This window comes from Veillonella montpellierensis DSM 17217 (assembly GCF_000426745.1).
Classification (GTDB): domain Bacteria; phylum Bacillota; class Negativicutes; order Veillonellales; family Veillonellaceae; genus Veillonella; species Veillonella montpellierensis.
This window is the reverse complement of the sequence record NZ_AUFY01000018.1, coordinates 1-24,828: the sequence shown is the minus strand read 5'-3', so window position 1 is coordinate 24,828 and position 24,828 is coordinate 1. Positions and strand designations below refer to the sequence as shown.

The 24,828-nt window shown below is 34.2% G+C and carries 20 protein-coding genes; 5 read left to right on the top strand and 15 right to left on the bottom strand.

Translation table 11 applies throughout. The features are described from left to right. Window positions 1–184: 184 nt before the first annotated feature. The 6 genes from K357_RS0105950 to K357_RS0105925 form a co-directional block, all read right to left on the bottom strand. Complete coding sequence (locus tag K357_RS0105950; protein WP_028257890.1) at window positions 185–763, bottom strand: cob(I)yrinic acid a,c-diamide adenosyltransferase; 579 nt, start codon at window positions 761–763, stop codon at window positions 185–187. Window positions 764–781: 18 nt separating this feature from the next. Then, window positions 782–1,795, bottom strand: coding sequence for a M23 family metallopeptidase (locus K357_RS0105945; protein ID WP_244869382.1), 1,014 nt, complete (start codon window positions 1,793–1,795; stop codon window positions 782–784). 145 nt (window positions 1,796–1,940) lie between these two features. Then, complete coding sequence (locus K357_RS0105940) at window positions 1,941–2,462, bottom strand: DUF4446 family protein (RefSeq protein ID WP_028257888.1); 522 nt, start codon at window positions 2,460–2,462, stop codon at window positions 1,941–1,943. 23 nt (window positions 2,463–2,485) lie between these two features. After that, complete coding sequence (hydF, locus tag K357_RS0105935) at window positions 2,486–3,703, bottom strand: [FeFe] hydrogenase H-cluster maturation GTPase HydF (RefSeq protein ID WP_028257887.1); 1,218 nt, start codon at window positions 3,701–3,703, stop codon at window positions 2,486–2,488. A 26-nt stretch (window positions 3,704–3,729) separates the two neighbouring features. Continuing rightward, window positions 3,730–4,605, bottom strand: a complete 876-nt coding sequence (locus K357_RS0105930; protein ID WP_051212147.1) for a ParB/RepB/Spo0J family partition protein — start codon at window positions 4,603–4,605, stop codon at window positions 3,730–3,732. 40 nt (window positions 4,606–4,645) lie between these two features. Continuing rightward, on the bottom strand, window positions 4,646–5,410 hold the full coding sequence (locus tag K357_RS0105925) for a ParA family protein (RefSeq protein WP_028257885.1): 765 nt from the start codon (window positions 5,408–5,410) through the stop codon (window positions 4,646–4,648). Between the two features lie 1,471 nt (window positions 5,411–6,881). Here K357_RS0105925 and K357_RS0105920 point away from each other — a divergent pair. The 4 genes from K357_RS0105920 (at window position 6,882) to K357_RS0105905 (ending at window position 11,540) form a co-directional block, all read left to right on the top strand. Continuing rightward, window positions 6,882–7,556, top strand: coding sequence for a methionine synthase (locus tag K357_RS0105920; protein WP_028257884.1), 675 nt, complete (start codon window positions 6,882–6,884; stop codon window positions 7,554–7,556). Between the two features lie 349 nt (window positions 7,557–7,905). Further along, on the top strand, window positions 7,906–10,329 hold the full coding sequence (locus K357_RS0105915; protein ID WP_028257883.1) for a homocysteine S-methyltransferase family protein: 2,424 nt from the start codon (window positions 7,906–7,908) through the stop codon (window positions 10,327–10,329). Window positions 10,330–10,389: 60 nt separating this feature from the next. Continuing rightward, complete coding sequence (locus K357_RS0105910; RefSeq protein ID WP_028257882.1) at window positions 10,390–11,247, top strand: methylenetetrahydrofolate reductase; 858 nt, start codon at window positions 10,390–10,392, stop codon at window positions 11,245–11,247. 104 nt (window positions 11,248–11,351) lie between these two features. Further along, complete coding sequence (locus K357_RS0105905) at window positions 11,352–11,540, top strand: hypothetical protein (protein WP_028257881.1); 189 nt, start codon at window positions 11,352–11,354, stop codon at window positions 11,538–11,540. A gap of 548 nt (window positions 11,541–12,088) precedes the next feature. On the opposite strand, the gene K357_RS0105900 is transcribed toward K357_RS0105905, so the two are convergent. From K357_RS0105900 to K357_RS0105860, 9 genes are all read right to left on the bottom strand, one after another. Next, a complete protein-coding gene (locus K357_RS0105900; RefSeq protein WP_028257880.1) occupies window positions 12,089–13,534 on the bottom strand; it encodes an amino acid permease in 1,446 nt (481 codons plus the stop codon). Between the two features lie 17 nt (window positions 13,535–13,551). Then, a complete protein-coding gene (gene gyrB, locus K357_RS0105895) occupies window positions 13,552–15,453 on the bottom strand; it encodes a DNA topoisomerase (ATP-hydrolyzing) subunit B (protein WP_028257879.1) in 1,902 nt (633 codons plus the stop codon). A 90-nt stretch (window positions 15,454–15,543) separates the two neighbouring features. Next, the gene (locus K357_RS0105890) at window positions 15,544–15,810 is read right to left on the bottom strand and encodes an extracellular matrix/biofilm biosynthesis regulator RemA family protein (protein WP_028257878.1); all 267 of its coding nucleotides are present in this window, start codon (window positions 15,808–15,810) and stop codon (window positions 15,544–15,546) included. Beyond that, on the bottom strand, window positions 15,810–16,766 hold the full coding sequence (locus tag K357_RS08940) for a DciA family protein (RefSeq protein ID WP_051212146.1): 957 nt from the start codon (window positions 16,764–16,766) through the stop codon (window positions 15,810–15,812). Before K357_RS08940 ends, K357_RS0105890 begins: the two co-directional genes overlap by 1 nt. Beyond that, a complete protein-coding gene (gene recF / locus K357_RS0105880) occupies window positions 16,747–17,847 on the bottom strand; it encodes a DNA replication/repair protein RecF (RefSeq protein ID WP_028257877.1) in 1,101 nt (366 codons plus the stop codon). Before recF ends, K357_RS08940 begins: the two co-directional genes overlap by 20 nt. Then, a complete protein-coding gene (locus K357_RS0105875; RefSeq protein ID WP_028257876.1) occupies window positions 17,847–18,077 on the bottom strand; it encodes an RNA-binding S4 domain-containing protein in 231 nt (76 codons plus the stop codon). The genes recF and K357_RS0105875 overlap by 1 nt, the downstream gene beginning before the upstream one ends. Window positions 18,078–18,251: 174 nt before the next feature. Continuing rightward, window positions 18,252–19,361, bottom strand: a complete 1,110-nt coding sequence (dnaN, locus tag K357_RS0105870; protein ID WP_028257875.1) for a DNA polymerase III subunit beta — start codon at window positions 19,359–19,361, stop codon at window positions 18,252–18,254. 247 nt (window positions 19,362–19,608) lie between these two features. Next, window positions 19,609–21,279 carry a chromosomal replication initiator protein DnaA gene (gene dnaA / locus K357_RS0105865; RefSeq protein ID WP_028257874.1) on the bottom strand — a complete coding sequence of 557 codons (1,671 nt, stop codon included), beginning with the start codon at window positions 21,277–21,279 and terminating at the stop codon, window positions 19,609–19,611. A gap of 312 nt (window positions 21,280–21,591) precedes the next feature. Continuing rightward, window positions 21,592–23,712, bottom strand: a complete 2,121-nt coding sequence (locus tag K357_RS0105860) for a TonB-dependent receptor (protein ID WP_038113717.1) — start codon at window positions 23,710–23,712, stop codon at window positions 21,592–21,594. 920 nt (window positions 23,713–24,632) lie between these two features. On the opposite strand from K357_RS0105860, the gene tnpA reads away from it, so the two are divergent. Next, window positions 24,633–24,828, top strand: a 196-nt coding sequence (gene tnpA, locus K357_RS0105855) for an IS200/IS605 family transposase (protein ID WP_028257872.1), incomplete at its 3' end; no start/stop codon positions are given.

The window sequence follows — 24,828 nt, the reverse complement described above, 5'->3', positions numbered from 1 at the left end:
ATGTCTACAAATTTCTATCCGTCTATGTAAGCATGAGTCACATATTTTTTATTCACATGCACTATGGTCAAACCAAGTACGTATGTTGAATGAATTGAATACTAATTACTATGCTCTATTCTACAATTAACAGTCTACGCCTATGGTAATGTAACTCTATAACAATGAAAGATTTTTGATTATCTTAGTTTTCAATACCTAATCGCGCATTGACACCTTGCGTATAGTAATGTTTAATTTCTTTCATTTCTGTTACCAAATCAGCAGCTTCTATCAATTCCTTTGGCGCACCACGACCTGTAAAAATTAATTCTATAGATGGATTACGTACATCAAGTAACTGTTTAGTGTCTTCCCAACTAATTAATTCGAAAAAGAGTGCCATATTGTATTCATCTACTATGACCATATCAAACTCATTAGATTGTACTGCCTCTATGGCACGATTATAGCCTTTTTTGATTAAATCAATATATTCTTGAGGTGGATGCCCTGCTTCAAATACAACGACTTCATCGCCCCAACGAGCTAACTCTTCCTCTGATTTCATTCCCTTAGGAATAATAAAAAACGGTTTCCCTACAGTCTCTAACGTTATGCCTGGTAACGATTCTAGTATAGCATGTTCACTATAGACTTTTGATTTCATAAATTGTAATACTAACACTCGCTTACCAGCACCAATTGCCCGAATTGCTAGACCAATAGCCGCTGTAGTTTTCCCTTTTCCATCACCTGTATAAACTTGTACATATCCTCTCATACCAGCCCATCCCTCTTATCAATGATTACTGATTGGTAAAAATAACATAGGATCCACAGGCGATCCATTAATACGTACTTCATAATGCACATGAGGTCCCGTACTTTTACCCGTACTGCCCATCAATGCAATCACTTGACCTTGTGTAACCTTTGTACCTGGCGATACTAGTAACATCGAGTTATGACCATAGCGAGTAACAAATCCATTACCATGATTAATTTCTACTAAATTACCATATCCTCCATCTGTACTGCTAGCGATCATCACTACCCCATCCGCTGTAGCCACAATCGGTGAATTATAATCATCAGCTATATCAACACCTTCATGAAAACCGCTGCCGCCATATACGGGATCGACACGATTGCCAAAGTATGAAGTAATCACACCTTTTGATGGCCAAATACTTGGCATCGCACTATTAGAAGTAGAGGATCCATTCGTAGCTATGTTTAGATTTTTCAAATTTTTTATACTATCACTGGCACTGTCTTTTAAAATAGACCGCAACATATAAAAAGAAACTAACCGTTTTTGTGCTTGTCGATCCAATTTCGATAATTTAATAGACATAGCTGTAATACTACTTTGATCACCATCTGCTGCTGTTTCATCACTAGTAGATAATGGGACCTGATCGTGATCAGGCCCCCCTTGTGGTACGTGTCCTGATTCAGAACCTTTAATCATCTGACGAATTTCTTGGTCCAAAGAATCTAACACATTCATCTTTTTATCTAGCATTTGTATTTTCTGATCTAATAATTTGAGTTGATCACCTTGCATTTGATTTTTTTCTCGCAATTGCCATACTTCAGTTTCTCTTACAATCCCCCATATACAAGCGGCCATTGACAAAATAATCATCATACAAACTATCAGAATAATAATTTTACTCTGTTGTTTGCTAATCGTAATATGATAGGATCCATCTTCTTGTCTAACGGTCGTATATAACCAATTTGAAGGTCTACATAGCTTATATAACCGTTTCCATATGATGCCTATCTGTAATCGAATGTTATTCAAATACCTACAACCTTCTATCCATGCACACGTATAAAACTATAAAATAGATACAATGATAACTCACCTATCACACAGGTATACGTATCATACGTTTATATGTAAAAGTACGCTAGTATCTACCATAATACAATACTTACACTATCTTCTACTTATCTACAGAAACACGTTCTAATGCATCTGCATTACTTGTTTCTCCTAATGCTTCATTTAAACTTTCTAATTCTTCCTGTGAAAGACTATCGATACAACTTCCTTTCACAATAGGTTTACTAAATATACGCGATTCATTACGCCCATAAATACTAGAAATAATAATACCATTATTGTTTCCATCTAAAATCGTTAAGGAAAATGACAAATCATTACCAATATTTTCAAAGGCATTGTACTTCACAAACCCAATTTTTTGTAGTGTACTATGCTGTATATTTCTAATCGCATATTGTTCTTGAAATAAACTGTCAATCGATTTAGCGGCTTCACGAATTTCTGTAATTTCTACAGATAACTTTCTCTCCAAACTATTACCATCATCGCCTTTCATAAAAAAATTATATTTTTTATAAAGTCGACTAATTTTTATTTGTAAATTAATACAATAGAACAATAGTATAATACAAATAATTACACTTATAGCTCCTAGCCACGGTAGAATATTTTCTAACATGCTAACACCTTTCATCTCTCTTATTATAATTCATTACAGAAGGGACTAATAGCCCTTTCTAAAATACCATGCAATTCAGCAATTAAAATACCATAATTTACAATTGGTACACCATGTATCGTAGAAATATCAATGCGATGTAACACTTCACGTCGTGTTAACATGCACGCACCACAATGGATAATTAAATCATAGGTTTCTATATCTTCTGGAAAGTGACCGCCAGAACTCCAATGTAAATCTAAATCTTTATACCCTTGTTTTTCTAACCATTTAGGTATTTTCACGGTACCAATATCATCACATTGTCGTCTGTGAGTACATCCTTCACTAATCAACACCTTTGAACCAGGTTGTAACTGTTTAACTGCATGAATCCCCTTTACCAATTCTTTTAATCGTCCTTTAAAGCGAGCCATTAAAATTGAAAACGATGTTAATGGTATATGCAGTGGCACTATTTGAGATACCTCTTCAAAAGCTTGTGAATCAGTAATTACCAACCGAGGTTCTTTACTTAATGAATCAAGTGTTTGTGCTAATTCCTCTGTTTGAACAACCACCGCCAAGCCACGTTTGTTGAGAATTTCTCGTATCATTTGTACCTGTGGTAAAATCAATCGTCCTTTTGGTGCTGCACTATCAATGGGACACACTAATACAACGATATCACCGGCTTCAATAATTCCTTCTAATAACGTAGTTTCCTCTTCCCCATCAATCGGTTGTATATGTCCTAACATATCAAGTAATGCTAATCTTTGATCTTTTTCTAGAAAATTAGCACTGCCAATCGCTTTAACTTGTTCTTTTATCATAGGATAGGAGGCCAAATACTCGTCTATAGAAAGTGATGGGTCTACTTGATTCACACATAAGACGATAGGCACATGATGAGAGGATAATAAATGTATCCATTCTATATCCAATTCAGAAATTGGTACATCATTTCTTACTACGTACACAGCAATATTTATGGTCGGTAGTAAGGTTTTTGTTTTTTTGATACGCAATGCACCTAACTCAGACGTATCATCAATACCAGCTGTATCGGTAATCATGACAGGGCCTAACGGTAAAATTTCCATAGCTTTACTAACTGGATCTGTTGTCGTACCAGCTACAGATGCTACTAACGACACTTCCTGATCTGTTAACATATTAATTAACGTAGATTTTCCTGCATTGCAAGGTCCAAAAAATCCTATATGGATTCGATTACTTTTAGGGGTATATTCTATAGTTGACATAATTTACTTTCTAATTACTAAACGCGAAAGGAATCAATATGAGTATCACTTTCATCATGGGACTGCATATAAGATAGCAATCGTTCTAGTTCACGCTCTGAAGAAAATGAAATTTCAATACGCCCTTTCATCGTCTTACCTGTATTCAACTTAATCGCTACGGGCGTTCCTAAACTTACTTTAAGTTGTTCTACTAAGGCACGAATTTCTGCAGAATCGTTAGAACTAGATTTGATAGTATCTTTTTTCACCTGTTTTGGCTTAACTAGTGTTTTTACTAATGCCTCCACTTGACGAGCACTCAATTCTCCTTCTTTTATTTTTTCTACTGCTTCTAACTGTAATGCTTCATCTTTCAATCCTAATAAAGGTCTAGCTTGACCAATGGTAAGATCACCAACAGACAAATCATTTCGAATTGGTTCTGGCAATTGCAACAAACGCATCATATTAGCTACATGAGATCGGCTTCGTCCCAATTTTACTGCTATTTTTTCCTGTGTTTGTTTAAACGTTTCCATGAGCCGTTGATACGCATAAGCCTCTTCAATAGGATCTAAATCTTGTCGCTGTAAATTTTCGACTAATGCAATTTCAGTAACTTCTTCCGTACTATAATTTTTTATAATAACTGGTACTATCCGCAATCCCACCTCTATTGCTGCTCTATATCGTCGTTCACCAGCTACAATTTGATAGATATCGCCTAATTTTCGAACTACAATAGGTTGTACAATACCATATTGTTTAATGGATTCTACTAACGTAGCGAGTCCATCTTCAGAAAAGTTTTTTCGTGGTTGATTTTCATTAGGAACGATTACCTCTATAGGTAACTCACTTTTATTAGATTGTTGTATTTCATCAATCGTTTTCGTGTTATCTAAATTCATTAAAGAACCAATACCTCGACCTAAGCCTCCATTTTTCTTACTAGTAGGCATCACCAAGTACCTCCTCAGCTAAATTCATATATACTTCTGCCCCTTTCGATTTAGGATCATATATAATAATTGGCTCTCCATAGCTAGGAGCTTCACTTAATCGAACATTTCTCGGTATGATGGTTGTATATACATGATGCTTAAAAAAGCGTTTCACTTCTTCTGCTACTTGAATTGATAGATTGGTTCTACCATCAAACATCGTTAATAAAACGCCTTCAATCTCTAGCGATGGATTTGATGTTTGTTGCACGATTTGAATCGTTTTAATTAATTGACTAACGCCTTCTAACGCATAAAATTCACATTGAATAGGAATCAATACGCTATCTGCTGCTGTTAATGCATTCAACGTTAATAACCCTAGTGATGGTGGGCAGTCTATAATAATAAAATCGTACGTATCTCGAATCGATTGCAATGATTGTTTTAAAATTGTTTCACGTGAAACAATGGGAACCATATCAACTTCAGCACCAGCTAATTGAATCGTTGCAGGTGCAATATCTAATCTTTCTAGCATCGTATGTTGAATAATTTTTTCTATATCATACGTTTCAATTAGTACATTATATATGCAATACTCTAATTCATCTTTATTAACACCGATCCCACTCGACGCATTACCTTGTGAATCTAAATCAACTAAAAGTACTTTTTTTCCCATATTAGCTAAACAAGCACTTACGTTGACTGAGGTTGTTGTTTTACCGACACCACCTTTTTGATTCGTTATTGCTATAATTTTTCCCACTGCATTCACCTCATTTTGCATGTATCATTTACATTTTATTATATCACAAACTAACCTCTATATATGATTTTTCTCTGTAAATTAATTATTTTTTCTTTCTATATGTATCATATACCAATTACATATTTTATAACAGTATACGTATCCTTCGTTAGTGTAATAACCAGTATACTACTGTATATGAATAAGTTTCTACTAATATAAAATAAAAGTATCCATCACTACTATCTTATAATGGTTTTATATGTATATAAACTAGTATTCATTAAAAAGTTCTGATTTTGTTTCTAACGACTGTGTCTATACAAACACCAACTAGCGATCTATTTTCTATATCTGATAGTACCATAAGTATAGTACGACTCAAAATACCTATTCATGTTATATAGTTTCATTATATAATAACCTTATTTAATAAATAATATACGTATAGCGATGTAATATGCACTATATTAGCTGAATAAGTACTTAAAAAGATGAATAAGTTACAAAGAACAGTTTCCATCAATTGAATTATTAGATATTTTTGTATGCACATTTGCTAGCGAGTATAATGCTAAATTTTTGGTAAAATACATCGTGGATTTGCTGTAACCTTTAACCAGTCACAAAATATGTTTGATAATTAATAATAAAAAGACGTTTATAGAAAATAATTGACACTATCTATAGCGATATAATATGCACTATATGAACTGAATAAACTGATTTTATTATGATACATATAAAACATATAACCATACTTTCTTCAATCTAGCAATAAAAAGAAATATTATATGCGACATAATAAACATATCGCCTATTCTACCTATGCAGGGTAGTTAAGTACATGGAATTTTAAGTTTTAATTTTTAGTTTTCTAAACTATCTATGCGGTAGTTAACATTTTTTCGCTTGATTTATCAACTGTAAGTGTTTTCTAAGCTACCTATGCGGTAATTAATTTCCACTTATCAACACAGGCAGCAGCAAGAATTTTCTAAGCTACCTTTACGGTAGTTAACAAGAGTACTTACGATTACTTAAGAGTACTTAATTTCTAAGCTATCTTTACGGTAGTTAACGCAATATTAATATACCATCAAAAGTTCAATCATTTCTAATCTACCTATTCGATAATTAACAGAGGAAAAAGGATCTTTTACAATCAGCTTTATTTCCAGGCTACCTCTAATTCTAGTATTAATTATCTATCACGATATACTGTATGCATACATCAAACACTATTGGTAAAAGTTTATAGATTTAACCTATAACCAACTTAGTAAACCCTTATAGGGTAATTTATTGACTTTACCAAGCTATTTTTCTATACTAAAAGAACATTGATATATATTTTTTATAGACACTATCTATAGTAGATAGTTTTTTTTATACTAATACACTAGTGATGATAACTAGCGTATAGCAAGTGTATATGTATCGATATTTTTATTGTTATACAAATAATTTATAAAACGAGGTGATATCTATGGCAATTTATAATGGTAGAGTATCATCGATTAATAAAAGTGAAGTAAAACGATATGCTGGACTGAGACATGCTGAAAATTTTCCTGAACACTATGTTGATGAAGCTTGTAAAGAAATTCAATTATTAGCAAATCCAAAAGGTATTTATCAAGAATATTCCTATAATGCAACTACCTATACTATTGAAAGTAATCCCCCTATTGTTGTAGAGGGTACATCGATTCGCAATCATTTAGCAAATGCTACTAAAGTATTTGTGCTAGCTGTAACGATTGGTGAAGCCGTAGAAATACGAAGCGCTGAATTATTTAAAGAAGGAAATTATACAGTCGGTTTACTCGTTGATGCCGCCGCTACCACTGCGGTAGAACAAGTAGCTGATCAAGTAAATGAAATTATTAACCGTTTGGCTAAAAAAAATGGCTATACTCCCACTTGGCGTTTTAGTCCAGGTTATGGGAATTGGCCTTTAGAAGTACAAAAAGACTTGGCGTCGATTATAAAAACAGAAGAAATCAATCTATCTGTAACCGATACCTTTTTATTATTTCCTAGAAAATCGGTAACTGCTATTATTGGTTGTATGCCTGGCACTACTACGACTACAACCAAGCGAGGTTGTACATCCTGTTCGCAAAAAAATTGTCAATCTCGTAAAACTTCTATGGAATAATGGAATGATTACTTTCTACTAATCAATTATATAGTATACTCTGAATTGTTTATTGATATAGAGTATATAACATTCCCATTTTATTTCAATCGATGTCATATAGATTTCGATTACTGAATTTCTTAACTTGGTTAACGTATTTTATTTTGATATTCTTAACTATCTTATAGTTAGAACGTATTAGTATTCTGACTTTGTTGATAGTATCTTACTTATTTTACTTATTTTACTTATCTTAATTTTATGAAAGTTAACGGTAGTACACATAAAACAATTTGTACTACAATAACTATGATGATATTTCTATTGTTTACAATGATCCCTAATTGAATCACTAGGAGATGTATATATGCTTATTTTTGATGGTGCTATGGGCACGATGTTACAAGCCGCTGGCTTACAAGAGGGCTATTGCCCAGAATTATTTAATATTGAACGACCAGAGGTAGTAAAACATATTCATATAGAATATTTACAGCATGGAAGTGATATTATTACCACCAACACCTTTGGTGCGTGTTCTTTAAAATTAGAGGATTATCAATTATCTCATCGTGTAAAAGAAATTAATACAGCGGCCGTTAAGATAGCTAAAGAAGCGATTGCTGAATGTAAACCATCTGCCAAAGTAGCTGGTGATTTAGGGCCTACTGGTAAATTTATCGTTCCTCTTGGTAATATTCCTTTTGATACTATTTATAACACCTATTATGAGCAAGCCTTAGCCTTAATAGAAGCTGGTGTGGACTATATTATTATTGAAACAATTATTGATATTCAAGAAATGCGTGCAGCCCTATTAGCTGCCAAAGATGCACGGGACTTTCACAAAAAAACAAAGGAAGATGTACAAATTATCTGTCAATTTTCTTTCAGTGAAGATGGTCGTACAATTACTGGTACTACCCCAGAAGGAGCGGCCATTTTGCTAGAGGCAATGGGTGCTGATATTATCGGTATCAATTGTTCCTTAGGTCCTGTACAAATTGCACCTATGATTAAAGCAATGGCATCTGTCACTAATTTACCCCTCATAGCCCAAGCGAATGCAGGTATGCCGGTATTAGTGAACAAGAAAACAGTATTCCCTTTAAATCCAACGGATATGGCATCCCATATTACCGATATTATTGATGCTGGTGCTACCTATATTGGTGCTTGTTGTGGCAGTACACCAGAACATATTCAAGAAATCGCCACCATAGCACGTCACTATCAGGCACAACCTCGTCCTATCGTTGAGCCTTTTACTGCTTTGACAAGTCGGACACAAATTTTACGATTAGGTCAAGAGCAAGAACCTGTAATCATCGGCGAACGAATTAACCCAACGGGACGTAAAGTGCTCGCCAAAGAGTTACGCGAAGGTAACTTTATGATGGTAAAACGCGATGCCTTAGCCCAAGTTGAAGCAGGCGCCTCTATTCTAGATGTAAATATGGGTGTTGGTGGCGTTGATCAAGCGCCTTTGATGGAACGCGCCATTTGTGAATTATCCATGTTAGTAGAAACGCCTTTATCCATCGATACACTCGATCCTAAGGCATTAGAAGTAGGCTTAAAAAACTATCCTGGTCGACCTTTAATCAATTCTGTTAATGCAGAACCAGAACAAATAAAAGCCGTTATGCCCTTGGCAAAACGATATGGCGCAGCTTTGCTCTGTTTACCGTTAAGTAGTGGCGATTTACCGGAAACTGCAGAAAAACGCATCGAATTGGCAAAAAAAATTGTTACCCAAGCCTATGAATATGGTTTAAGACCAAATGACTTACTCTTGGATCCATTGGTATTAACACTTGCTTCTGGTGATGAAAGTGCGAAACAAACACTGCGTACATTACAATTATATAAAAAGCACTTTGGATTTCCTACAGTAATGGGTCTATCGAATATCTCCTTCGGTATGCCACAACGACCTTACTTAAACTCTCAATTTTTAACCATGGCCTTAGCCAGTGGCTTAACTACACCGATTTTAAATCCATTAAATTATCCTGTAAAAAAAGCCTTTATCACTGCTAAAACATTATTAGGTTGGGATTCTGGAGCCGCTACTTTTATCAAAGAATATGGCTATGAATCAGAAGATACCAGTACCCCGGTAACTGTGAAAGAAACGAATCCATCAAAATTTACCAGTGATAATCCCATCGATATGATTCAACATTGCGTAGAACAGGGAGAAAAAGAGGCTATTATCCCCTTAATTGAAACAGCCCTATCTGATGGCATAGATCCTCTCATCATCACAAAAGAAGGATTATCTGAAGCCATGAATGTGGTAGGTGACAAGTTTGGATCTGGCAAATTATTTTTACCCCAAGTAATGCTCGCAGCCGAAACAATGCAAGCGGCCTTTCAAACGATAAAACGCGTCTTACCAGCTGATACGTCATTAGAAAAAGAAACCGTCATCGTTGCTACGGTAAAAGGCGATATTCACGACTTAGGAAAAAATATTGTAGCTGCTTTATTAGAAAATAACGGGTATCGCATTATCGATTTAGGAAAAGATGTGGACCCTACTACAATTGTAGATGCTGTAAAAGAACATAAAGCAGCCTTGGTTGGCATTTGTTCCTTAATGACCACCACTATGCCTCAAATCGACAATACCATCCATGCAATGCGCAGTGCTGGTCTTACTACACCTGTTATGGTAGGTGGTGCTGTATTATCGCAAGAATACGCCGATCAAGCTGGTGCTGACTACTATGCAAAAGATGGTGTCACTGCTGTTAATTTAGCGAATGAATTATTTAAAAATTAATGGCCAACAACACATTTCGATATATTTATATTTATTATCATCGTAGGTAGGAGTCTTACTATGACATTACGAGAAAAACATGAACAACATCAATTTACTATTACTGTAGAGCTAGATCCCCCTAAAAGCAGCTCTGCGCAAAAAACCTTTGACGAAGCAAAGCGATTACAAGGAAAAATTGATGCCATTAATATCGCCGACAGCCCTATGTCGAATATGCGCATGAGCCCTATCGCCCTATCCCATTTATTACAATCCCAATCCAATGTAGAAACTATTTTTCATTTAACTTGTCGTGATCGAAATATTATTGGTTTACAATCTGAATTATTAGGGGCTGCCGCCTTAGGTGTTCACAATATTTTAACCTTAACTGGTGACCAGCCAACTAATGGCGATCATCCACAAGCAAAAGCCGTATTTGAAGTAGATTCTATGGGATTATTGCATATTGCTTCATCACTCAATGAAGGTCATGATCTAGCAGGTAATCCATTAGATGCACCCACTAATTTTTACATTGGTACCACTGGCAATCCTTGTGCTGATGATTTAGTAGCAGAAAAAGAAAAAATTAAGAAAAAAATAGATAATGGCGCTCAATTTATACAAACGCAACCCATTTATGATTTAGAAAAAGCAAAACGTTTTATCGATAGCATGGCCTCTCTCAACATCCCCATTATGTTAGGATTAATTCTTTTAAAAAGTTATAAAATGGCCACCTATTTAGATACAAAAGTACCAGGTATTACGATTTCAAAATCCATCTTAGAACGTGTAAAAATAGGCGGTAAAGAGGCCGGACTTGAAATGGCAATAGAAACTCTTCAAGAAATAAAAAAAATTGCTCACGGCGTTCATATTATGCCTCTTAATGATATTGATACCGTCTTGCATCTGATTGATAATGTGTAGTATATGTATTCCTATGGTATAATAAAGTCATATACATGTGATTAGATGATATGTATCATCCATCCACATCTCAATTAAGTTCTATCATCTAAACGAGGAATGTCATGAAAACATTACTAACAGGAATTATTTTATCAATCATTGTGCTTTGCTTTGGTGGTTTTTTATTTGCCTACGGCAATAATCCAGCAGAACCACATTTTATTATCCGAGGAATTGGTCTACTCTTAATTACCTATTCCTTATTAATGCTCTATCATACATGGAAACTGGTCTATAAGAAAAATAAATAGCTTCTTGCATCGTACACTATATATGCTACTATAGGATGACATCATATGTATCCTATGAAAGCTCCCCTATGTTCCTAAAAATGATATAAAGCTTTTCCAAACGAAAATAAAAAGGCAAGTTGATGACATACCATCAACTTGCCTTTTCGTTTACATATATCTACTAAAATACTTAATGCATACTATCGTCTTATCTCGTACTATGCATTCATAATTCGTTTATATATGCTTATACTTCATCTATTTAATTTAAGAAACCATGAATCATATATCTATTAAACTACTTCATACGTATACTATCTTCTTATATAGCAGTTGTACATTCATAATTCATTTTTACGTTCTTCCCCTTCATCAATTCAGAAGAAATTTTTGTATAGAGTTCTTTCTACCACTAGAATGTTTGTATAGAATTGTTTCTACCACTAATAAGAAACGATAGAGATAGTAGCTTATACTACTTTCAAAACCCCTCGTATCACTCATAGTATATGTGTCATACGTACTGTCAATAAATCTACCAATCAATACCCATGTAGGATAGGTAATTACTCATCATAATTTCGTGATAGGTCGATATCTTGTAATGGAATCACTTTTGTATGATGTGTCCATTTATAACCTAGGTAAGTAGCAAAGAATACCGGTAATCCGATATAGGCTACACTCACACCATACCAGTCAATTTCATCGCCTATGAAAGCAGAATAATTTTGCCCTGCAATAATAAATATACATAACGCTAAGGCTAATAGGGGTCCAAATGGAAATAATGATGCCTTATAAGGAATATGGCTCAATGGTTTATTCTGCGCTTTAAAGGCCCGACGGAATCGATAATGGGAAATGGCAATACCAACCCAGGCAATGAAACCACTCATACCGCTAATATTAACAATCCAACTATAGGCTGTACCTTCTCCAATCAAGGACGTTAAAAAGGCAAATAATCCTAACGAAGCCGTTAATAAAAGAGAGTTAACGGGAACACCTCGTTTATTGACACGGCCAAAACAAGCTGGTGCTTGACCTTCTTTTGATAAAGCGTATAGCATGCGCGTAGACGCATATAAACCAGAATTTCCCGCCGATAATACGGCTGTTAAAATGATGGCATTCATAAAGCTGGCTGCAAAAGTAAATCCAAATCGATCAAATACGAGTGTAAAAGGACTAATCGAAATGTTTTCTACGCTACTATTTAATAGATTAGAATCTGTATAAGGAATTAAAAATCCAATCACTGTAAAGGCGCCAATATAAAAGAGTAAAATGCGCCAAAATATAGTATTAATGGCTTTAGGAATATTTTTTTCTGGATCTTCTGATTCGCCAGCCGCTACACCGATCAATTCTGTACCTTGAAAGGAAAATCCGGCTACCATAAATATCGTTAAAATAGCCCCTACGCCGCCTACGAATGGTGCATCACCAACTACCCAGTTAGTAAACCCTGGAGACTCGCCTCCAACGCCTAATATGAGCATGAAACCGGCAAATAAAAATACGAGAACTGTAATTACTTTGATACCGGAAAATATATACTCACTTTCACCAAACGAACGGGTCGATAAATAATTTAGTGTAAATAAAAGGATTAAAAAGATAGCACTCCATACAATGGCTGGTGTATCGGGGAACCAGTATTTCATAATGAGCGCCCCGGCTACTAATTCAGCAGCCAAGGTAATAGCCCAATTGAACCAATAATTCCACCCTAACGCAAAACCAAACGCCTTATCAACGTACCTAGTGGCATAGGTGCCAAAAGACCCCGATACAGGCAGATAGGTCGCCATTTCTCCCAAGCTAGTCATGAGAAAATATACCATAAGGCCGATTAATCCGTAGGCTACTAAGGCACCACCTGGGCCAGCAGTACTAACAACTTCACCACCGGCTACAAATAATCCTGTGCCGATAGCTCCACCGAGAGCAATCATATTCATGTGCCTAGCTTTTAAACTTCGTTTTAACTGTTTTTGTTCACTCATAACCTAATTCGCCTCCATTATAAGTCAAGGTTACGAACTAAGTTAGCATTGTCTTCGATAAACTTACGACGTGGTTCTACTTTATCACCCATAAGTATCGTAAAAATTTTATCAGCTTCTAAGGCATCTTCTAAACTAACTTGCAATAATGTTCTATTTTCAGGGTTCATAGTTGTTTCCCAAAGCTGCTCAGGATTCATCTCCCCTAAACCTTTATAGCGTTGAATTGTATAATTGTCGCGACCTACATCATCTAATTTAACTTTTAATTCATCATCACTATACACATACCAATGACTTTTCCCTTTTTTGATTTGATAGAGTGGTGGTTGTGCTATAAACACACGACCATTTTCAATTAACGGTTTCATATAGCGATAAAAGAACGTTAATAGTAATGTACGAATATGAGCCCCATCCACATCGGCATCGGTCATGATAATGATTTTATGATATCTGCTCTTATCTAAATCGAATTCATCAGCAATCCCCGTGCCAAAAGCAGTAATCATGGATCGTATTTCTGCATTCGCTAAAATTTTATCTAATCGTGCTTTTTCTACATTTAAAATTTTACCGCGCAATGGTAAGATGGCTTGATATCGTCTGTCACGACCTTGTTTAGCACTACCGCCGGCAGAGTCCCCTTCGACTAAATAAATTTCAGTCATTAACGGATCTCGTTCTGAACAATCCGCTAATTTGCCTGGCAATGAACTAATTTCCAAAGCATTCTTACGACGTGTTAATTCACGAGCTTTTCGAGCTGCTTCACGTGCTCGATTCGCCATTGCCGATTTTTCAATAATCTTTTTCGCATCCGCTGGATGTTCTTCTAAAAAGGTGCGTAGCCCTTCCGATACAATGACATCGGTAATCCCTTTCACTTCGCTATTGCCGAGTTTACCTTTTGTTTGTCCTTCAAATTGTGGATTTAATACTTTCACGCTAACGATAGCCGTTAACCCTTCACGCACATCATCACCGGTTAAGTTATTTTCATTATCTTTTAACAAACCAGTTTTACGCGCATAGTCATTCAAAGTACGTGTTAAGGCACTGCGGAAACCACTTAGATGTGTTCCTCCATCAATCGTATTAATATTATTAACAAAGGTTAGTATATTTTCGCTATAACTGTCGTTATATTGCATGGCCACATCGACCACTACGTCATCTTTTGTATTTTCAATATGAATAATATTAGGATTGATGGCTTCCTTGTTTTCATTTAAGAAGGTAATGAATGAGGAAATGCCCCCTTCATAGTGAAAGCTTTCTACCCGCGGTTCTTGTTGTCGATAATCGGTTAAGGTAATCCGCAATCCTTTATTTAAAAAGGCTAATTCTTGTAAGCGTACTTTCAGCGTATCAAAGTCAAACACAGTCGTTTCAAAAATATCTGCATCTGGTTTAAAGATAACCGTTGTGCCTGTATGATCAGTGGTACCAATTTGTGTAAGGTCACTCGTTTTATGACCACGAGAAAATGTAATTTCGCGAATGATAGAATCTTGATGTACTTGTACACGGGTCCATTCGCTCAAGGCATTAACAACGGAAATCCCCACGCCATGAAGACCACCGGACACTTTGTATCCGCCACCACCAAATTTACCACCAGCATGCAATTTAGTGAGTACTAATTCTACCGCCGGAATTCCTGATTCATGGATACCACAAGGAATACCGCGACCATCATCAACTACTGTAACGCTATTGTCCTCATGAATCGATACTTCAATATGCGTCGCATACCCTGCCAAAGCTTCGTCTACACTGTTATCAACAACTTCATAGACTAGATGATGTAAGCCTCGAATGGATGTACTACCAATATACATACCTGGTCTCATGCGTACAGCATCCAAGCCCTCCAGAACTTGAATATTCTGAGCTCCGTAATTTTGATCGGACATTCAGTACCTCCTACTATTAATTATGAAAGAATCATCATACTCATAGTGTATGACATGATGATATGAATAACAAAAATCGTCTAACTTTAATTATACAATAGATTGCATAGAAATTATACTATTAAATTCATCGAGTCGACTCATTAGTGTTTGTACAGTAACCGGTGATGTATAGACCGCCGTAGTCGTGACAATATACGTTTTTATCGGTTCCTCTCGACTAGCATGAATATACTCTTCTTCTGGTATCCCATACCCTAGAAGAGGTTCCCTCTTATCCATCAAATCCTCTACACGAAGTATGGCAATAATATCACAAGCAGCTACAGCTATGTCATTTCCTATATGCATATACATTATATATCCTCTTTCTCACGATATACGCTGGCCTGACGTAACCGTTCTATCTGCTCATCTGATAAGTAGTTAGAACGTCGTTTATGGCACAAATTAATCACATGGTCATCCGTTAATTCCTCTGGTCGTTTAAACGTCAATAACATGGCCGTCATATACATATCCTGTCTACTTACGGATCCATGATAAATACGATCCAAATAGAAATATAATAATTCTGAACGAGCTCTATTAAACTCGTCCAATGTGCATTGACCATAGTTAATAATTTCATCATATTTCATATACGGCCTTTCTTGTAAGGCAGATTTAATCGCACTAATGCGATATCTATCGTGTTTCGATTTACAATTGGCACATATCTTGTGATTACTATGCATCCAATTACCACAGTTAGGACATCGTACATAGCCCTGTTTTTGTAAATAGTGGTTCTTTTTTTCTTGCTCAATTTGAATCTTTTTCGTAATCGCTTGCAACCGTTTGTTATCCGTCAACGCACAAATACGATCAATTCGTTCGACTGATGCATCTGGTATCGTAAGTTTAGAAAAATTAATCCGCCCCGTTGGTATATGTGGCAAATCAATATCACTTGGCGTGGCTGTTTCTTTTACAAAACTATGGCGATACATAGTGAGTTGTATGGTAGTAATTACCGATTCTTTATAATACTCATTAATACACCGTAACAATTGCCTTTGCTGCATTTGTAATTGTTGCATCCATGCAGATGTATAGGCACAAATCACAATCTTAGGCGGCTCGATAGCCAGTACCTTCGTATGTGCTGCTATGGTAGGCCCCACAACCGATTTCCAATGATGTATAAGACTATGCAATCGAAACGGTTCCACCATATGAAACTCTTCATCTAAGGTGCGAGGTAAACAAGTATCCACCGATTCGAACTGATTATGCTGCCTACGGCGCCTCTTATGTTCTATCTCCTCCATCCTCTTCACCTCCACACGCAATGTACTGTACATTCCCGAGTTGTTGAAAGTCTGTAATATCCGTAGTTGTTATCACCGTTTGTATCCGTCGATGAATAAATTTGATTAGATTAGACCGCCGCGCTTCATCTAATTCGCTGAGTACATCATCTAATAACAAAATGGGATATTCCCCAACTTCTGATTTTATAAATTCTAATTCGCTAAGTTTCAACGATAAAATAGCCGTTCGTTGTTGCCCTTGAGATCCAAATTTTTTTAAATCCTTAGCACCTGAAAAAAAGCATATATCATCACGATGAGGTCCTATAGTAGTTTGTAAACGCTTTCGATCTATCTCCCGATTTTCTTGTAATAGCGCTAATAATTCCTCTTTCGTGGTGACTAACGTGTTATCCGTCATATACGGTTGCTTGTAATAGAGCGTTAGATTTTCTAATCCATCCGTTAATTTACGATTCATTAAATCAATGAGTAAATTAATTTTTTTTAAACTCTCTAATCGCTTCTGTATTAAAAAGCTCCCCAAATCAGCCAATTGTTCGTCCCATTCCTCTAAGGATATTCTAGTTTTTCCTTTCCCCTGTTTCAACACATAATTGCGTTGTTGTAACACGCGATTGTATTGTAATAACTTATGATAATAAGTCGAACTCGTTTGTGATAATTCCAAATCGATAAAGCGTCGTCGTCCTGAAGGGCTTGCTTTAATTAACTGTAAATCTTCTGGAGAAAAAATAACCGTATGTAACGTTCCCAACAATTCTTTTTGCGTAATCTTAGTGTTATTTAAAAGAATCTCTTTGCTTCCTTGTTTATATAATTTAATGTGCAACGTATGCAAGGTATCTTTTTTTTCAAAACTAATAATAATACTTGCCTGATCCATAGGAACCATCAATAAATCAGACGTATCATTCGTACGATGACTTTTACCAATTGTTCCCACATAGATGGCTTCTAATATATTCGTTTTTCCTACCCCATTGGCACCATATAAAACAATGCTATCTGGATTCAATTCACACTGATAGTGCTTATAATTTCTAAACTGAAATAATTGAAGCGATGTAATATGCACTATACTTCCTCACTCACAACCGTAATCGTTGCCACATCAACTACCTCTACCACGTCATGAGGTCTAATTTTTTTTCGTTTTTCCTGGCACCGTACATGATTAACCAAAATAGCTTGCGCCTCTAATAATTCCTTAATTTGTCCACCTGTTCCAATAATACCTTCTAATTTAAGTAATTGATCGAGTTGAATGTATTCTGTGTGGATCCGTGTTGTAATACATTGTGTCATAGTTTGTTCCTATATCTTTCCCTATTATTCTATATATGTCCATTATACAAGGGCAATTGTGAATATTTTCTGTATATTTATTACTACATCAATAATAGTATCTATAAAAAACTTTGATATAACCATACTGGAATCTATCGCTATCCACGTGGTTATGTGTATAACTGATTGCTATTAATTAGTTCGTACCGGCGTTACCACATAGGTATAATTGCTATTATTATCTTGGCGGATGACTACAGGACCATTTTCTTTTAAATACAAATGAATTAATTCCCCTGTACTATGGCGAAGAATATCACTAATATAACGGCCATTGAAAGAAATGGTAAATGGTTTTCCCTTAAATTCACATGGTACTTCTTCCTTCGCCATTCCCACTTCCGAGTTTTGACTCGATAAAATCACATGTTGTTCATGCCAATCATAGCGAATTACATTATAACTAATATCTTTCGCTAATAAAGAAACGCGATCTACGGCTCCCGCAAATTCTCGACGATTTACGATAGCGCTAGAATCAAATTGTGCAGGAATAACTTTTGTGTAATCTGGATAGGTTCCTTCAATTAAGCGTGAAATAATATAGATAGAATCGAACAAAAATACAATTTGCGTACGATTCCATATAATACGAATGATGGATGGTGCATCTACTGGTAATAAGCGTGATACTTCGGCTAAGGTTTTTGTAGGAATAATAAAACGAGTCGATGTGGCTGCTGATTCAGGAATTGTTATTTTTTTCACAGCCATTCTATGCGTATCGGTAGCAACCATTGTAATTTCATTATTATTAATTTCTAGTAAGGCCCCAGAAAATACAGGACGATCATCATCCGTAGCTGCTGCATAATTAGTTAAGGTGATTAATTCTTTTAAATCCATAGAATCAATGTCGATATGATGTTCATCGTGAATTTGTTCTACTAGAGAAAAATCATTTTGATGTAAGGTAACTAAACTAAAATCAGATGAAGCCGCTGTTATTTTTAATGTATTAGTCCCTTCTTGTTGTTGTAATTGAATTGTATTACTTGGTAACTTTCTGATTAATTCTTGAAAGTAGCGCGATCCTACAACCAATGTACCTGGTTCAATAATTGTGGCATCGATGGTAATTTTTATGCCTAATTCAAAATCATTGCCTTGTAATTCTACTTGATTTTGTTTCGTTGTAATATAAATGGCACCTGGTACATTCGAATTTGTTTTATTTTGAGATACTTTTTGTAATACATTGATAGCTTTTTGTAAATTTTCTTTAGGAAATAATATATTCATGATAAGTCCTTTTTTAGTAATAACGATATAAGTTATGAATCTATTACCTTTTTTGGTTGATAGATAAAAATAGTAGTGTTAGTAATAGGGGTTGTTGATAAGTGAATAAGTTTCTCTAGGTGTGATGACATGTGGATTTGTGGATAGGCGTATCTATGTGTATATGTGCTACATAGTTATCCACATATCCTCGTATATTTCGATTATTGCTGAGTTATACACAATTATCCACAACTTATCCACCATGCTATGAACAACTATTTATTTTTTCACGTATTTCATCGATCATACGGCGTGTATTGTTATTTCTATCGTTTCGATCGATTTCACGACAAATCTTTTCGTATGCATGTAATATGGTGGTGTGATCTTTTTTACCAAAAGCACTTGCAATTTGCGGATAACTTTCATTAATTAACTCACGACATAGATACATGGCAATTTGTCGAGGAAATACATATTGTACATTTCTTTTTTTACTTAATAAATCGGATTTCTTGATTTTAAAATAATCAGCAATAAAATCTTGGATAAACTCGATGGTGACTAAGTGAACCGGTTTATTTTTGATTAAATCTGCCAATACACGCAATGCATAGTCCATATCGATATGGTTTAATTTTCCCTCTAACGATGCAGCACCAATTAATCGATTAAAAGCACCTTGTAATTTACGAACATTTTCATTAAATTGTTCGGCAATAAAGGTAATGACTTTTTGATCAATTTGCAAGTCTGGCGCTTTTACTCGTTCTTTATCGATGTTGGCCCTTAAAATGGCTGTTCGTGTTTCAAAGTCTGGTTGTTCAATGGTAACAATCATAGCAGCTTCAAAGCGTGACCGTAAGCGATTTTCCATTTTCACCATATCTTTCGGTAAAATATCGCTGGTGAGGACAATTTGTTTCTTATTGGGACTATCTAACAGAGCATTAAAGGTGTGGAAAAATTCTTCTTGTGTACTTTCTTTGTTTTGTAAAAATTGGATATCATCAACGAGGAGTACATCAATATTGCGAAAGGTGTTTCTAAAACTTTCATTTTGCTTATCTTTTAAAGAGTTAATAAATATATTGGTAAAATTTTCACTCGTAATACACATGACCTTTAAATGTGGTTTCGTTTTCACAATTCGATTACCAATAGCATGCATTAAATGCGTTTTACCGAGACCCGATTGGCCATAAATAAATAATGGATTGTACCGTTCGCCAGGTTGTTCGCCCACATATTGTGCTGACGCATAGGCTACACGATTTGAATTACCATTAATAAAGCTTTCAAAGGTAAAAGCAGGATTTAAATTCGATTCCGTTAGGTCGATAATTTTGTTGGTGCTTGGAGTAGGTGCTGTATCGACGGGCATAACAAATGGTTTTTCATCGGGAAATAATTGAAATGCACTTTGATGGTCACTAGGGTGTGGATCAATATAAACGGGATCATCATAGAGTGACTGCGAATTATTTTGAATTTGCTCTACCGTAGTTGTCGGTGGTAATGGTGCGACTGGCGTTTGTGAAACCATTGGTTGTGATGGAGCTATATTTTGTTGATACGAGGTAGTATCGTCAGACATAGGCGGTAGTGGTTCATTTGTGTCTTTCGTAGGTGGTACGGGCGATGGGGCCATTGATTCTTCTGATTGCTCAGGGCTTTGAAAAGAAATAATGGAAATATTGACAACCATACCGCATGCTTCGTTGGTAGCTTCTTGTAATTTGTTGTAAATCGGTTTGTTTTTTTCTATAAAAGGTTTTAAATAATTTTGAATCACACCTACAGTAAGGGTGGTGTCGGTTAATGAAACGGGTAACAGTCCCGTATGAATCGATGTTTCCCATAATTCTGGGTTCATAGTTTGTTTGGTAATGGTTAATATTTTTTCCCAAATAGATCCTAAATCCTGATTGGCCATACATAATTCCTTTCTATAACATATATGTGGATAGGTGTATAGATTAATTGTGGATAAATCATAATTTCTATATAAAAATATACCCGAAAGTTTAGTAAAATTCAAGTCTTATTGCAAGTATTACACCATGTGTATAACTTGTGTATAATCTGTGAAAATAATGAGTATATTCTGTGGTTGTATAGAGTATAATAATTTTTACTATCAATTTAATATATGTTTTATTTGAATAATTAAAAAAAGCGAATCTTTATAAAATATAGTAAAGATTCGCTTTATACTTAATAATATATATTATGGAGTTATAGAATATTAAAAATTATATTTACATCCTATAAAATAAGATCGTTTAAATCCAGGTATTACGGTATATACACCTTCACTAGCGTATTCATAATATTCAGTATTTAATAGATTTGTTATACCACCATATATATTTAAAGTCTTATATTTATAATCAAGATTCAAATCAATAATAGAATGTGATCCAACAATACCATCTTCTTCTTTTTTAGAGTCACTTAAGAAATTATTATAAGATCCTATATATGTATATTTTAGTCCAGTAGTTAATTTATCATTAACTTTATATTCTGCATGAATTGATAATTTATGTTTTGGAACTTTTTGTAATCCACTTCGTGTATAATCAATTTCTGTATCAGGATGTTCTTGTATAAACTTTTTACCTGCTTCGTTATATTCACTAAATCCTTTTAAGTAAGTATAATTTTCTTTTAATGTCCATTTACCAAAATATTGTCCTAATGAAATATCAAAACCTTTACGAGAAGTTTTTAATAAATTTTTTGTTAGCATTGATAGACCGTAGTCATCTAATGCATAAAATCTATTCATTTGATTATTAGTGTAGGATGAAAATAATGTAACATTAATCGATGAAATTCCTATATTGTCACGCCACCCTAGTTCGTATAAATTAAATTTTTCGTCTTCTGCACTAGTTGCTACATATTGATTTATACCATTAACTTTTATTTGATCAGTAATTTGTAATCCGTCAGGACTTGTAAATCCTTTTTCAAAACGAGCATATATATTACCAGTTTTATTATAATTATAGGCTATAGATAATTCACTAGCTGTATTCCATCTATTGTCAGTGTCATTACCAGAAACATTACGAGCAGCATGTTTATCATAAGTCCACTCTGTTTTATCACGTCTGATTCCTTGAGTAAATGTCCATTTATTTTTATTTAAAATATTTAAAATATAAATAGCTGAATTCTTTTTATGATAATAAAAGCTTAAAGGAACTTCCTTATATATTTTTTGTTTATAATTTATTGACTTATAGTCATTATAATTAAGATTAGCTTTTTGACTGTAAATATCTAAACCTACTAATAAATCATTTTTTAATCCATAATTATAATCAAATTTTAATTTAACTCCTTTAGTATCATGATTCATTTTTCTGTAATCAGTATCATTATTTCGATAATATCCAGTATTATAGAAAAAATCACCTGTAACATATAAATTTTTATTAATATCCTTATGATAAGTCATGTTATATGAGGTTAATTCTCGATTTCCATTTAAATAATCTGGACGTACTGTTTCTATTTTATGACCATCTTTATCTAAGCCTAATGTAAATTTTTGTAATCTAGGAACATAATTATAGCCTTCTTGTTTTAATTTTTTTGAATTAACACTACCAACATAATTACTTTTTTCATCTAAAAGACTATATCTAAAAGTGATATCTTGTGAATTGTCAAATTTATAGGTAAGTCCTGTATAATAATAATCGCTATGCCGATACGTATTTTTAAAATATAAATTTCTATGTAATTTATTATATCCAGCTTGGATACTTAGATTATTATTTATTTTATTCCCTACATTAATACCTAATCTATGGCCCTGCGAATTAAATTCTGTAGTGATTATATTTTTAGGTTTTTTTATAGATCGTAAATTAGTGGTAATATTAATAACACCACCAGCACTTCCTGAACCATATAAAACGGATCCACCGCCAGGAATAATTTCAATTTTTTCAACTTGCTCAATAGGAACAATATCATAATTAGTTTTCATTGGATGATTGACCATTGTTGTAATGGGAGCACCATCTAACATTACTTGAATATTACGAACTGATTGATCTGAACCTTGTCCACGAATATCAATGTCTCCAGTTCCTGTAGTATTCACGTTAATACTTGTTATATCATTTAATGCATCTGATATCGTACGATAACCTTTATTTTGTAAATCTTTATCACGTAAAACAATAACTTGTTTAGTATTACGTAATCGTTCAATTTCTACATAATCAGATCGTACTTTTATGGGATGTAATTGAACAGGTTGCGTGTCTGTTGCATAAACAGTACTTAACAGTGGTGTAACTATTGTTAATGAACATAGTAGTTGCTTATATAAAAATTTAGTCATAATTTTGACTCCTCTATGTATTCTATTAGTTGAATAATTAATAATGATAAATATTTTCAATTAAAAGTATACATAAATAATTAATTATTGACAACAAGGAGTATGAGAGATTTTATAAATTGTTAGAAGTCTGTAATGAAATATAATAATACATTGTAGAATATAATCAAAGAATTATACGTAATGTATAAAATAAATACATTAAAAATGTATTAGAAGTGTAGTAATAGACATGTACCTATTTGTAAGCAGTGGATACATAAATGAATCGTGTATATATGATTATCATATGGATAAGTTATTTAGAAAATTGTAAAATATATAGACCTATTATGTAATGACATATGAATTTGTAAAATATGGAAATTACACAGAAAAGGAAAGTGTGTTTTGTCTTTTCAAAGGCAATAAAAGAATTATATACAAAGATAATAAGAACAAAATCGTACTCACGCACCGTGGTAGAATGGTAATGTCGATAAACGTCATAGGGAAGATGGTAACATTTTATATGGAGGAAACGTCTTTATAAGTAAAAAGTAATACATCAAACAAGTAAAATAACGTAAGGCAAGATATAATACCTGTTAAGGAATATTACTTGTTTTAGATTGATATATAATTTGATAAATTGAATTTAAAATTAATACTACTCAACAAACAAAGGCATCTCGATTTATCGAAATGCCTTTGTTTATGTTAGTACAATTCTAGCAGTACTTAACTATGTACCTAAACTCTCTAATACTATCAAATATTTATTTGATAGTATTTATAGTTGTACGCCGAATAGGCATGATTAAACCCCCAGTTAAACTGGGGGTCAGTAAAATTTCTTAGAGAAAAGGAAAGAACCTCCTAGTGATAAAATGAAGTTGGTCTGGCAACCACAACATTTTAACATAGGAGGTTCAATGTCAATGAATGACGTAAAAAGCTTATCACATAGTAAATGGAGATGTAAATATCATATTGTTTTTGCTCCAAAGTATAGAAGGCAAATAATTTATGGTCGGATAAAAGTTGATGTAGGTAAAATTCTAAGAGATTTAAGTAAGAGAAAAAATGTAGAAATTATCGAGGCGGAATGCTGTTCGGATCATATACATATGCTAG